Origin of the sequence: Pseudomonas sp. AF03-9 (assembly GCF_020515815.1) — a bacterium.
Lineage (GTDB): Bacteria > Pseudomonadota > Gammaproteobacteria > Pseudomonadales > Pseudomonadaceae > Aquipseudomonas.
Genome location: NZ_JAHPJF010000002.1, coordinates 284137 through 296141, shown reverse-complemented (window position 1 = coordinate 296141; position 12005 = coordinate 284137). Strand labels below are relative to the sequence as shown.

13 protein-coding genes are annotated in these 12005 nt (G+C 61.0%); 7 read left to right on the top strand and 6 right to left on the bottom strand.

Translation table 11 applies throughout. From position 1 onward, the window contains the following. From flgH to LIY36_RS04985, 3 genes are all read right to left on the bottom strand, one after another. Window positions 1-696 (bottom strand): flagellar basal body L-ring protein FlgH, encoded by a 696-nt coding sequence (gene flgH / locus LIY36_RS04995; RefSeq protein WP_192297026.1) that lies wholly within the window; start codon window positions 694-696, stop codon window positions 1-3. Between the two features lie 53 nt (window positions 697-749). After that, window positions 750-1535 carry a flagellar basal-body rod protein FlgG gene (flgG, locus tag LIY36_RS04990; protein WP_005790105.1) on the bottom strand — a complete coding sequence of 262 codons (786 nt, stop codon included), beginning with the start codon at window positions 1533-1535 and terminating at the stop codon, window positions 750-752. A 62-nt stretch (window positions 1536-1597) separates the two neighbouring features. Further along, window positions 1598-2338 (bottom strand): flagellar basal body rod protein FlgF, encoded by a 741-nt coding sequence (locus LIY36_RS04985; protein WP_192297027.1) that lies wholly within the window; start codon window positions 2336-2338, stop codon window positions 1598-1600. A 600-nt stretch (window positions 2339-2938) separates the two neighbouring features. Here LIY36_RS04985 and LIY36_RS04980 point away from each other — a divergent pair. After that, window positions 2939-4060, top strand: a complete 1122-nt coding sequence (locus LIY36_RS04980) for a hypothetical protein (RefSeq protein ID WP_226454985.1) — start codon at window positions 2939-2941, stop codon at window positions 4058-4060. A gap of 71 nt (window positions 4061-4131) precedes the next feature. On the opposite strand, the gene LIY36_RS04975 is transcribed toward LIY36_RS04980, so the two are convergent. Continuing rightward, a complete protein-coding gene (locus LIY36_RS04975; RefSeq protein WP_226454984.1) occupies window positions 4132-5685 on the bottom strand; it encodes a sigma-54-dependent transcriptional regulator in 1554 nt (517 codons plus the stop codon). 257 nt (window positions 5686-5942) lie between these two features. On the opposite strand from LIY36_RS04975, the gene phhA reads away from it, so the two are divergent. The 3 genes from phhA to LIY36_RS04960 all read left to right on the top strand — a co-directional run bounded on the left by phhA (window position 5943) and on the right by LIY36_RS04960 (window position 8383). Then, the gene (phhA, locus tag LIY36_RS04970; RefSeq protein ID WP_192297030.1) at window positions 5943-6734 is read left to right on the top strand and encodes a phenylalanine 4-monooxygenase; all 792 of its coding nucleotides are present in this window, start codon (window positions 5943-5945) and stop codon (window positions 6732-6734) included. Window positions 6735-6833: 99 nt separating this feature from the next. Then, window positions 6834-7190 (top strand): 4a-hydroxytetrahydrobiopterin dehydratase, encoded by a 357-nt coding sequence (locus tag LIY36_RS04965; RefSeq protein ID WP_017134918.1) that lies wholly within the window; start codon window positions 6834-6836, stop codon window positions 7188-7190. Beyond that, window positions 7190-8383, top strand: coding sequence for an amino acid aminotransferase (locus LIY36_RS04960; RefSeq protein ID WP_226454983.1), 1194 nt, complete (start codon window positions 7190-7192; stop codon window positions 8381-8383). Before LIY36_RS04965 ends, LIY36_RS04960 begins: the two co-directional genes overlap by 1 nt. A 160-nt stretch (window positions 8384-8543) precedes the next feature. On the opposite strand, the gene LIY36_RS04955 is transcribed toward LIY36_RS04960, so the two are convergent. Continuing rightward, window positions 8544-9353, bottom strand: a complete 810-nt coding sequence (locus LIY36_RS04955; RefSeq protein WP_192297032.1) for a UDP-2,3-diacylglucosamine diphosphatase — start codon at window positions 9351-9353, stop codon at window positions 8544-8546. A gap of 137 nt (window positions 9354-9490) precedes the next feature. Between LIY36_RS04955 and LIY36_RS04950 the strand changes: the two genes are divergently transcribed. From LIY36_RS04950 to LIY36_RS04940, 3 genes are all read left to right on the top strand, one after another. After that, window positions 9491-10240: an AraC family transcriptional regulator gene (locus tag LIY36_RS04950; protein WP_192297033.1), complete on the top strand. Its 750-nt coding sequence runs from the start codon at window positions 9491-9493 to the stop codon at window positions 10238-10240. A 98-nt stretch (window positions 10241-10338) separates the two neighbouring features. Beyond that, window positions 10339-11223 carry a DMT family transporter gene (locus tag LIY36_RS04945; RefSeq protein WP_226454982.1) on the top strand — a complete coding sequence of 295 codons (885 nt, stop codon included), beginning with the start codon at window positions 10339-10341 and terminating at the stop codon, window positions 11221-11223. Between the two features lie 132 nt (window positions 11224-11355). Beyond that, window positions 11356-11637: a hypothetical protein gene (locus tag LIY36_RS04940; RefSeq protein WP_192297035.1), complete on the top strand. Its 282-nt coding sequence runs from the start codon at window positions 11356-11358 to the stop codon at window positions 11635-11637. Window positions 11638-11670: 33 nt separating this feature from the next. Here LIY36_RS04940 and LIY36_RS04935 read toward each other — a convergent pair whose 3' ends face one another. Then, entirely contained in the window at window positions 11671-11958 is a 288-nt protein-coding gene (locus LIY36_RS04935) for a SelT/SelW/SelH family protein (RefSeq protein WP_226454981.1), read from the bottom strand. Window positions 11959-12005: the final 47 nt, after the last annotated feature.

Below are 12005 nucleotides of genomic sequence, written 5' to 3'. Positions count from 1 at the left end.
CTAGAAAGGGAACAGCGGGCTAAGGAAGAAACGGTCGAACCAGCCCGGCTGACTTGCATCCGCAAACGAACCCGTACCCGAGTAGGTAATGCGTGCATCGGCAATCCGTGTGGACGGCACAGTGTTGTCGGTGGAGATGTCATCGGCACGGACCATGCCGGCAATGCGCACCAGCTCGTCACCGGTGTTGAGGGTCATCCACTTTTCACCGCGCACGGCGATGATGCCGTTGGGCAGCACATCGGCCACGGTGACGGTGATCGAACCGGTCAGGCTGTTGCCCTGCCCCGCCGAACTCTTGCCGTTGGTGGCGCGATCACCGCTGTAGCCGGCGCTCAGGCTCAGGTCGCCATCGCCCAGTGGGTTGTTGGTGTTGGGCACGGCACCGAACAACGAGGTCAGGCCGATACCGGTCTTGCTGGTCTTGCCGACCTGGGAGTTGGCATTCTTGCTGGCCTGAGTCTTCTCGTTCAGGGTGATGGTGATGATGTCGCCGACCCGGAACGCCTTGCGGTCGCTGTACAGGTTCTGTTCGAAACCGGCCTGGTAGATCGAGCCATTGTTGGCCGCCGCCGGCAGCGGCGTGCGTGGCAACACCGGCGCGTAGTACGGGTCATTGGGTTTTGGCGTAGGGGCGACACAGCCCGCGAGCACGGTGATCCCACTCAATGCCAGAACAGAAACGTAGCGATTCATGACCCTTACCTCACGGTGTTGCAGGCGCCCTCAAGAGCGCCCCATAGACTTGATTACAGATTCTGCGTGACAAACGAGAGCATCTGGTCGGCGGTGGAAATCACCTTGGAGTTCATCTCGTAGGCGCGCTGGGTGGTGATCATGTTGACCATCTCCTCAACCGTGCTCACGTTGGAGGTTTCCAGGGTGCTTTGCAGCGTGGTGCCGAAACCGTTCAGGCCAGGGGTGCCGATTTGCGGCGCGCCGCTGGAGGCGGTTTCGAGGAACAGGTTGTTGCCCATGGCTTGCAGACCGGCCGGGTTGATGAAGTCGGCGGTTTGCAGGTTGCCGATCACTTGCGACGCCGGGTTGCCGGCTACGGTGATCGACACGGTGCCGTCGTTGCCGACGGTGAAGGTCTTGGCATCTGCTGGCACGACAACCGCAGGCTCCAGGGCGAAACCGTTGGCGGTCACGATCTGGCCGTTGGAATCCAGGTGGAAAGTACCGTCGCGGGTGTAGGAGGTAGTGCCATCCGGTTGCAGGATCTGGAAGAAACCACGGCCGTTGATCGCCATGTCCAGCGGCTGGCCGGTCTGTTGCAGGTTACCGGCACTGAAGTTCTTCTGCGTGCCGACGATCTGCACACCGGTACCCAGTTGCAGGCCCGATGGCAGTTCGCTGTCCTGGGTCGACTGGGCGCCCGGCTGCTTCTTGATCTGGTAGAGCAGGTCCTGGAACTCGGCGCGGTCACGCTTGAAACCCGTGGTCGACACGTTCGCCAGGTTGTTGGAGATGGTGGTCAGGTTGGTGTCCTGGGCGGACAGACCGGTTTTGGCAACCCATAGAGCCGGAAGCATGCTGTTCTCCTCTGTGCGCCTGTTTGTTGGCGCGGCGTGGCAAATTAATTAGTGGGCTGCAATCAGCTCATCTGCATGACGCGAGTCATGGCCTGGTCGTCTTCTTTGGCGCTGTTCATCATCTTGATGTGCAGCTCGAACTGCTTGGAAAGCGCGAGCACTGCGGTCATTTCTTCCACCGCATTGACGTTGCTGGCCTGCAAGAAGCCCGAGGTCAGCTTGACGCCCGCATCGGCCTGGGCCGGCTGGCCATCCTTGGTGTGGATGGTGCCGTCGAGGCCTTTGGTCATATTCTTCAGGTCAGGCTGGACCAGCTTGATCCGGTCCACTTCAGCCATGACGCGCGGGCCTTCGCCCATGGCGCGGATGCTGATGGTGCCGTCGGCGCCCACTTCGATTTTCTGCTGGGGTGGCACCGCAATCGGGCCACCGTTGCCCATGATCGGCATGCCGTTGCCGGCACGCAGCACGCCCAACGCATCGACGTTCATGCTTGCGCTGCGCACGTAGGCCTCGCTGCCGTCAGGGGTTTGCACGGCCATCCAGCCGTCGCCGCTGACGGCCACGTCAAGGTCACGGCCGGTTTCGATCATCGCGCCAGGGGTGAAGTCGGTGGCCGGGCGTTCGGTAAGGGCAAACGCCCGCGCCGGAAAGCTGTCACCAAACACCGGCATCGAACGCGCCTGTTCCAGGTCGCGTTGGAAACCATTGGTGGAAATGTTCGCCAGGTTGTTGGCATGGGCCTTCTGCGCCAGAGCATTCTGGCTGGCGCCGGTCATTGCCACATAAAGGTACTTGTCCACGCTCTATCCTCTTTCTGACGGACGCTTGCCGCCCACCGCTGTACTGATAAGGGATAAGCAATTTGCGAACCAACTTTCAAAATGGCGTAAAAAGCCAATGAACACAGGGGGTTCAGGATTTTCCTCAAGCGTCGCGCCCAACAGATGAGTCGAAAAAACGGCGGAGTTATGCCGCTAACGGCAAACACCGGCGCCAAGGACCATCCCCCTCAAAAGATCTCGCCGCCCCAGCACAAACCAAGCCCGCGCATCCCGCAAAGTTGACTTGACTAATGCAACACAACCGAGACTTATTGATATAAATCTCAGGCCCTCTCTATTTATTATTTCAAAAATCACACGCACTGCGAAAACCGCCACCTCCACACACTCGCACAATTAGTTAAGGCATGTGTTTTAACTTGCATTCCACGACGCGCTGATAAGGCGCACTATTTTCCAATCGCGACCGGCACACAATTACATTTCCTCAAAAAAGCTCCCTTGCCGCACTTTTCCACCCGGCGTAACTTCCTCCCACCGCCTAACCGGCGGCGACCACTTACAACCCCCAAGTCACTCCGCAACACACACTTATCCTCTTATACAAGGCCCACAAACATGTTTAGAGTTAACGACAACCCTTCAATCTATTTCAGGGAGCCTTACTTCCCAAACAACCGCGACAGTCACTACGACCGACGCGATACTTACCGCACGTATACCGAACCCCATTACCACCGCTGCGATCGCGACCATAACGCAAACGGAGACTTTCCGGAGTTCGGACCGGATCGCGGGTACCGCCACGACCGTAGGCTCCCCGACACCCATCGTGACTGGGACCACCGTTTCGACCGTCGACTGCCCGATACCCGCCATGACCGGGACTACCACCCCCATCGTCGACTACCCGAAACCCGTCATGACCGGGACTACCACCCCGACCGTCGACTGCCCGATACCCGCCATGAGCGGGACTGCCACCCCCATCGTCGACTGCCCGAAACCCGCCATGACCGGGACTACCACCCCGACCGTCGACTGCCCGACACCCGCCATGAGCGGGACTGCCACCCCGACCGTCGACTGCCCGATACCCGCCATGATCGGGACTACAACCCCGACCGTCGACTGCCCGACTCTCGTCGCGACCCGGACGTTCGCCCTGCCCTCGACACATCTCAAACCACCCGGACCATTGAGGCAATAGGTCAATTACTCGACCGTATACCCAATCGAAAAACAGAGTTCGACCACGGTATTACGTCCGATGACATCCGAGCCGGCAAGTATGGAACGCTCCCACCAAACGCAAGGAAGGAGCTTGAAAAACTGGACGAAGGTCAAAACTACCGACTGGTCATTGTAAGTAGCGAAAAAGGTTTGGAGTCCGCCTGGATACCCACTGACGAGAACAAGCCCACCTTGACCCAACCGCTGAACGACGACGCTTCCAGGAAAAACATCGGACACCCAATATGGGACTTGCCAAACATAATTAAAACCAACGCAAACTCCATCAATCTTGGTGTAACTTCAGACGACTTAAAAAAAGGCGTACATGGCAAACTTTCACCAGAAATAAAGAAGAGCATGGACCTACTGACGCAAGGTAAAAACTATTCACTGGTCTCACTCCCCGATTACATGGGAAATGATACCTCCCTGCTCGTATGGGAAGAAAAAGGCAATCGAGACAACTACGTGCCCATTGGTTCTGTAGATGAGCGCTCACACTGATACCGCTCACGCACGCTAATTTGAACACTGCGCACCTTGCGTAGTGTTCAGCGCGCAACCCTATGGAACCGTTACTTGGTCACATGATGGTCCCGCAACTTATTGGCAATCGTGGTATGCGAAACCCCTAGCCGTTTACCTAACTGCCGGCTGCTGGGGTGTTCTGCGTACAGCGCCTCCAGCACCGCCTTCTCGAACCGTCCGACAATCTCTTCCAACCCACCCTCCAGGGAAAAATCGCCAAGGGGTTGACGCACCCCATAGTCCGGCAACCGAATATGCTCAACCTTCACTGTACCGCCCTCGCACAACGACACCGCCTGGAACAGCACGTTTTCCAGCTGCCGCACGTTGCCCGGCCAGTGGTAATGGCTGAGGCGCTCCATGGCCGCCGGCGCCAGCTTGGGCAGCGGGCAACCAATCTGGCGGCTGGCCTGGTCAAGGAAGTGATCAACCAAGGGTGCCAAGCCATCCAGGCATTCGCGCAGCGGCGGGATATGCAGCGACAGCACGTTGAGCCGGTGGTAAAGGTCCTGGCGGAACTCACCACGGGCGCAGAGTTCCGACAAGTCCACTTGAGTCGCGCAGATCACCCGCACATCCAAGTAGACCTCTTCATCACTGCCCACACGCCGGAAGCAACCGTCCTGCAGGAAGCGCAGCAACTTCACCTGCAAGCGCGCACTCATTTCCCCGACACCATCGAGAAACAACGTCCCCCCCGCCGTCAGCTCCAGCAGCCCCAGCTTGCCTTCAGCCCGTGCGCCTTCAAATGCACCTGGGCCGTAACCGAACAATTCGGTCTCGGCCATCGACTCCGGCAAACCCGCGCAGTTGAGGGCCATCAACGGCGACTGCCCACGCGGGCTGGCCAGGTGGCAGGCACGCGCGAGCAATTCCTTGCCGGTGCCGGTTTCGCCTTCTATTAATAGCGGCGCATCCAGCGGTGCCATGCGCCGGGCCTCGCGGACCACGGCGGCCATGACCTTGGAGCTTTGGAAGATGCTGTCGAAACCGCGCAGCTCCTGCTTGCGTACGTTATAGATGCGCTCACCGACCCGATCGGCTCGGTGCAGGGTCAACACGGCACCGGCCATGGCTTCGCTGTCATCGTGCTCGGAAGATTGCAGCGGCGCGATGTCCGCCAGAAACACGTCGCCCTTGACCTTGACCCGCAGCCCGTTGATCCGCGATTTGCTCGCGCGCACCAGCTCCGGCAAATCGAAATCCTCGGCGTAGCGCGACAGCGGAATGCCCGGCACCTCATCCACCCGCACGCCCAGCAACTGCGCCGCGGCGCGGTTGGCGGCGACGATGGAGCCGCCCATGTCGATGGAAAGCACCGGGAACTCCAGGGCGCCAAGCAGCGCATTGAGCTCCATATGCCGACGTTCGCTGGGCATCAGCCCTACCCTTTTCACACCAAACACCCCGGCAATCGCCTCGAATTGCGGGCGCAATGCCTGGAACTGCATGTTCACCAGGTTCGGGCAGAACAGATAGATGGCGTTGCCATGCTCACCGCCCACCTCGCCTTTGGCGACGTTGACGCCGTACTCCACCAGCAGGTTGAGGATGTCCCGCAGGATGCCGATGCGGTTCTGGCAGTGCACTTTGATACGCATGAAAAGACCCGAAAGGTGGGGAGGCGCCGCGTCTTTTTGTCGCTGGGCGCAGATAGTCGTCAAGATTATGTGACAGCTTGTGAGCTTTTCCCAGCCCAATGCAGCGCAAGATGCCACAATCGTAACGATTACTTTACGAAAACCAGCGCATTTTCCTACACACCGTCGTCAGAGGCGGATGGATTCTTGCCCACGCCGGGTTATCAATAGAGGCACAGCAGGACATAACAAGAACGAATGCCTAGCAGGAGAGCCGTATGAAGCAGACGCAGTACGTGGCCCGCGAGCCCGATGCGCAAGGTTTTATCCACTACCCGCCGGAAGAACACGCGGTGTGGAACACCCTGATCACGCGCCAGTTGAAAGTGATCGAGGGTCGCGCCTGCCAGGAATACCTGGACGGCATCGACAAGCTCGGCCTGCCCCTGGACCGTATCCCGCAGTTGGGCGAGGTCAACAAAGTGCTGGCCGAGACCACCGGCTGGCAAGTCGCCCGCGTGCCGGCACTGATCCCCTTCCAGACCTTCTTCGAATTGCTCGCCAGCAAACAGTTTCCGGTAGCGACGTTCATCCGTACCCGTGAAGAGCTGGACTACCTGCAAGAACCGGATATTTTCCACGAGATCTTCGGCCACTGCCCGCTGCTGACCAACCCCTGGTTCGCCGAATTCACCCACACCTATGGCAAGCTCGGCCTCGCGGCCACCAAGGAGCAACGGGTGTACCTGGCGCGGCTGTACTGGATGACCATCGAGTTCGGCCTGGTCGATACGCCCGCCGGCCTGCGCATCTACGGTGGCGGCATTTTGTCGTCGCCCAAGGAGACGGTGTACAGCCTGTCGTCCGAACCCGAGCACCAGGCCTTCGATCCGCTGGAAGCGATGCGCACGCCGTATCGCATCGACATCCTGCAACCGCTGTACTTCGTATTGCCCGAGCTCAAGCGTCTGTTCGAAGTCGCGCAGGAGGACATCATGGGCATGGTCGAGCGCGGCATGCAGCTGGGTCTGCACGCGCCCAAGTTCCCGCCCAAACCCAAAGCCGCCTAAACCTCGGTTTTTTGCGCCAGGTGAGTCTGTTCCCTGGCCCCGCGTTGCTTTAGGGTGACGCCACTGACCTTCAAATACTCGAATTCAGGACACTTTCACATGACCACCTTGAACCAAGCCCACTGCGAAGCCTGCCGCGCCGACGCCCCGCAAGTCAGCGACGAAGAACTGCCGGTGCTGATCAAGCAGATCCCCGACTGGAATATCGAAGTGCGCGACGGCGTGATGCAGTTGGAAAAGGTCTTCCTGTTCAAGAACTTCAAATTCGCCCTGGCCTTTACCAACGCCATGGGTGAAATATCGGAAGCCGAAGGCCACCACCCAGGCCTGCTCACCGAGTGGGGCAAAGTCACCGTGACCTGGTGGAGCCACTCCATCAAGGGCCTGCACCGCAACGACTTCATCATGGCCGCGCGCACCGACGAAGTGGCCAAGGACGCCGAGGGCCGTAAGTAATGCATTTTGATGCGATTGACCGCGTGCCCGGCGACCCGATCCTCGGGCTGATGGACCTGTATGCCCAGGACAGCAACCCGCACAAATTCGACCTCGGCGTAGGTGTGTATAAAGACGACCAGGGCCTGACGCCGATTCCCCACTCGGTAAAACTCGCCGAACAGCGCCTGGTGGACACGCAAACCACCAAGACCTACATCGGCGGCCACGGCAATGCCGCCTTCGGCACGTTGATCAGCCAACTGGTGCTCGGCAGCGACTCCACGCTGATCCACGCCCGCCGCGCCGGCGCCACCCAGACCCCGGGCGGCACCGGTGCCCTGCGCCTGAGCGCCGACTTCATCGCCCACAGCCTGCCCGGCCGTGGCGTATGGCTGAGCAACCCGACCTGGCCGATCCACGAAAGCATCTTCGCCAAGGCCGGGCTCAAGGTCAGCCACTACCCCTACGTGGGCGCGGACAATCGCCTGGATGTGGCAGCGATGCTCGCGACCCTCGCCACCATCCCCCACGGTGATGTGGTGCTGCTGCACGCATGCTGCCATAACCCGACTGGGTTCGACCTGTCCCAGGATGACTGGCGCCAGGTGTTGCAGATCGTGCGCGAACGCCGGTTACTGCCCCTGATCGACTTCGCCTACCAGGGCTTTGGCGATGGCCTGGAGCAAGACGCCTGGGCGGTGCGGTTGTTTGCCGCCGAGCTGCCGGAAGTGTTGATCACCAGTTCCTGCTCGAAGAACTTCGGCCTGTACAGCGACCGTGTCGGCGCGCTGATCGTGTGCGCGGCGGATGCCGAAAAGCTGACGGATGTGCGCAGCCAACTGGCGAATATCGCGCGCAACCTGTGGTCGACACCGCCGGATCACGGCGCCGCGGTGGTCGCGACCATCCTCGGTGATGCTGGCCTGAAACAGCAGTGGAGCGAAGAAGTCGAAGCCATGCGCTCACGGATCGCGCACCTGCGCTCCGGTTTGGTCGAGGCCTTGGCCCCCCACGGTCTGGCCGAGCGTTTTGCTCATATTGGTGCGCAGCGCGGGATGTTTTCCTACACCGGTTTGAGTGCCGAGCAGGTCAAACAGCTGCGCGAGAAGCACAGCGTGTATATGGTCAATTCGGGGCGGGCCAACGTTGCCGGGATTGATGCGACGCGGTTGGCGCTGCTTGCCGAAGCGATCGCCGACGTTTCCAACTGACGAAACCCAGAGCTGGCCTGTGTGGGGGCTGGCTTGTGTGGGAGCTGGCTTGTGTGGGAGCTGGCTTGCCTGCGATAGCGGTGTGTCAGCCCCACATTTTTCACTGATAGCCAGCTATCGCAGGCAAGCCAGCTCCCACATTTGGACCGAGGACAACCTCTCAGCCAGCAACCATTTCGGCCTTGAGCTGCGCCTCTTTGGCCTGCGCATCCGCCAACCGATACAACTCGATCTGCCCATCCCAGTGCTCGATCAGCGCCGTGCACGACTCCACCCAATCCCCGCAATTGAGGTAGTCCACCTCGCCCACCTTGCGAATCTCCGCATGGTGGATATGCCCGCACACCACCCCGTGCAACTCACGCTTGGTGACCTCATGGGCGATGGCTTCTTCGAAATCGCTGATGAAGTTCACGGCCGTCTTCACCTTGTGCTTCAGATACGCCGACAGCGACCAGTAACCGTAGCCATACCGCGCGCGCCAGTGATTGAGCCAGCGGTTCAGCGTGAGGGTGAATTCGTAGGCCGAATCGCCAAGGAACGCCAGCCAGCGGTGATATCGGGTGATCACGTCAAACTGGTCACCGTGGATCACCAGCAGATGGCGACCGTCGGCCGTCACGTGCACCGCTTCGTCGACCAACTGGATATTGCCCAGGATCAGCTTCGAATAACGGCGCAGGAATTCGTCATGGTTGCCGGTGACGTAGATCACTTCAGTGCCACGCTTGGCCATGGTCAGCAGGCGACGGATCACATTGGTGTGAGCCTGGGGCCAATACATGCCGCCGCGCAGTTTCCAGCCATCGATAATGTCGCCCACCAGGTAGATTTTGTCGGCCTGGTAGCCCTTGAGGAATTGCGACAGATGTTCGGCCTGGCAATCCCGGGTGCCCAGGTGCACGTCGGAAATCCACAGGGTACGCACCCGTTGCTTGCGGCTGGGCTTGATCAACTCGGCACTGGTCATGGGTGTCCCTCGACGGTGTTTTCGCGAGCTTGCGCCAGGGCGATTAATAGCCCATGACAACTGTGCGTCAGTCTGATGACAGCGCCCGCAAGACGCGAAGCGTTGTAGACTGCGACAGCCTGCCCCAGGAGACCGCGATGAGACCGATCCTCACGCTACGCCATTACACCACCGCCCCGATTGCCCACAGCCACGAGCATGCGCAACTGGTGTTCGGCCTGTCCGGGCACCTGGATTTCGAGGTCGATGGCCGTGGCAGCCAGGTGCGGGAAAGCAGCGTGATGGTGCTGCCCTACGACGCCCACCACGCCTGCGACAGCCGCGACGGCAGCCGCTGCCTGGTGCTGGACGTGCCCACCGAGCACTGGGTGCTGCAATCCTTGGGCGAGCACGCCGACGCCAGCCGCCGCCTGCTCGATCAACCGGCGCGCCTGGCCTTGGACGCCCGGCAACACCAACTGGTGCAATGGCTGGCCCGCAGTCCGGTGGACGACCCGCTGATCGTGCAGCAAGGCGCGGTGTTGCTGCTGGCCAGTCTCAATCATCCCCAGGAGCAGCCGCTGGCTGGCAAGCGCCTGCCGTATGCCGCGTTCAATGCGCACATCGAACGCCATGTCGCCCACCCCTTGCAGGTCGCCGACCTCGCACGCATCGCCGACCTGTCGGTGCCGCGCCTGCATGCGCGGTTCGTGGCCGAATGCGGGCAGACGCCCATGGACTACATCCGCAGCCGACGCCTGCAACTGGCCCTCGGTTTGCTGCGAAGTACCCCGCTGCCCATCGGCGAAATCGCCGAGCGAGTCGGCTACAGCTCGCAAAGCGCGTTTGCCGCCGCGATGCTGCGCGAGTTTGGCGCTTCGCCAGGCGCGCTGCGACGTTCAGCGTAGAAGAGTCCTGCGCTAAAAATCGCGAGTCGTACGACAGACACCCACGCCTGCAACCCCCTAGACTGGGCTTCTGTCACCTCGTTGTTTCAAGGATCGCAATGACTCCCCGTTCAGCCCTCGGCGCCCTGCATATCGGCGCATTGATGTTTGGCCTCACCGGCGTATTCGGCAAGCTGGCGGCGGCGTCGCCGGCCATTATCGTGTTTGGTCGCGCCGCGTTCGCCGTGCTGGCCCTGGCGGTGTTCGCGCGCTTGGCCAGCAATGCCCCCTGGAAACACCTGGAAAGCCGCGACTGGCGCCGGCTGCTGGTCAGCGGCGTATTGCTGGCGGCGCATTGGGTGACGTTCTTCATGGCGGTCAAGGTCGCCGGCGTGGCCGTTGCCACGCTGGGCTTTACCGCGTTCCCGGCGTTTACCGTGATCCTCGAAGGGCTAATCTTCCGTGAACGCATCCGCGCCAACGAAGTGCTGCTGGTGGTGCTGGTCAGCATCGGCCTGGTGTTGGTCACGCCAGACTTCAACCTCGCCAGCGCGGCCACCGGCGGCTTGCTCTGGGGCATCGCGTCGGGGCTGCTGTTTTCCCTGCTGTCGCTGAACAACCGCGCCAGCTCCGGACGGATTCCAGCGGTGCAGGCGGCGCTGTGCCAGAACGTGGTGGTCGCCGCGCTGCTCTTGCCCGTAGCGGCGCCTGGTCTGGCGGACGTGCGGGGCATTGATTGGCTGTGGATCGGCCTGCTCGGAGTGTTCTGCACCGGCCTGGCCCACAGCCTGTTTGTCGCCAGCCTCGCGGTGATCAAGGCGCGCACCGCGTCGGTGGTGTTCGCCATGGAACCGGTCTATGGCATCACCGTGGCCTGGCTGCTGTTCGCCGAAACCCCGACCTTACGCATGTTGCTCGGTGGCCTGCTGATCATCATCGCCATTGTGCTGTCGGGGCTGATGGGCAGTGCGAGCCAGGCCAAACAGCCCGCGACAACGGCCTGATCTATACTTTAAACATCCGCAACAGCCAGTAGTCGTTCAACGGGTACCCGACAGCTCGATGACAGCCCTGGTGTTTTCCGAAGTTGCTGCAAGCGAGTGGTCACCCCATTAACGCGATGCAGGAGCTTTACCATGGAAATGCTCATCAACTTGTTGGTTCAAATCATCAGCGGCGCAGTCGGTGGCAACATCGCCGGCATGACCAAACAAAGTATGGGGACCGGGCTCAACACCTTTCTCGGCGGTATCGGCGGATTGGTACTGGGCCAGATTGTTTCGGCGCTCACCGGCACCGCCGGCACCGAAGCACTGGATGTGGCAGCGGTCGGCAGCAATATCGTCGGCGGTGGCGTCGGCGGGTTGGTGCTGACGTGGGTCATCGGCTTCATCAAGCAAAAGCTCGACGCCAAATAGGTGCCCGGCCACCGCCCTCTGGGGCGGCGGCCTTTACGGCGTGCGGTCGTTGTGCCCGAGGTCGCGTTGCGGGTCGATCCTGTCGCGCACGCGCTGCTTGAGTACCTTGGCTTCGGGGAAACCGCCATCAAGCTTGCGCTCCCAGATCTGCACGCCGTCGCAGGTGATGCGAAATGCGCCACCTGTGGCCGGCTCCAGCGCCACCCTGCCCAAGTCATCGGCGAAGGTGCTCAACAGTTCCTGGGCCAGCCACGCGGCGCGCAACAGCCACTGGCATTGGGTGCAATAGGTGATGACGATCTCGGGTTTGCGCGTGGACATTTTTTGACAGGCTCCTGGCGTAACGGGCTCGGGGGTTCGGGTGGCTA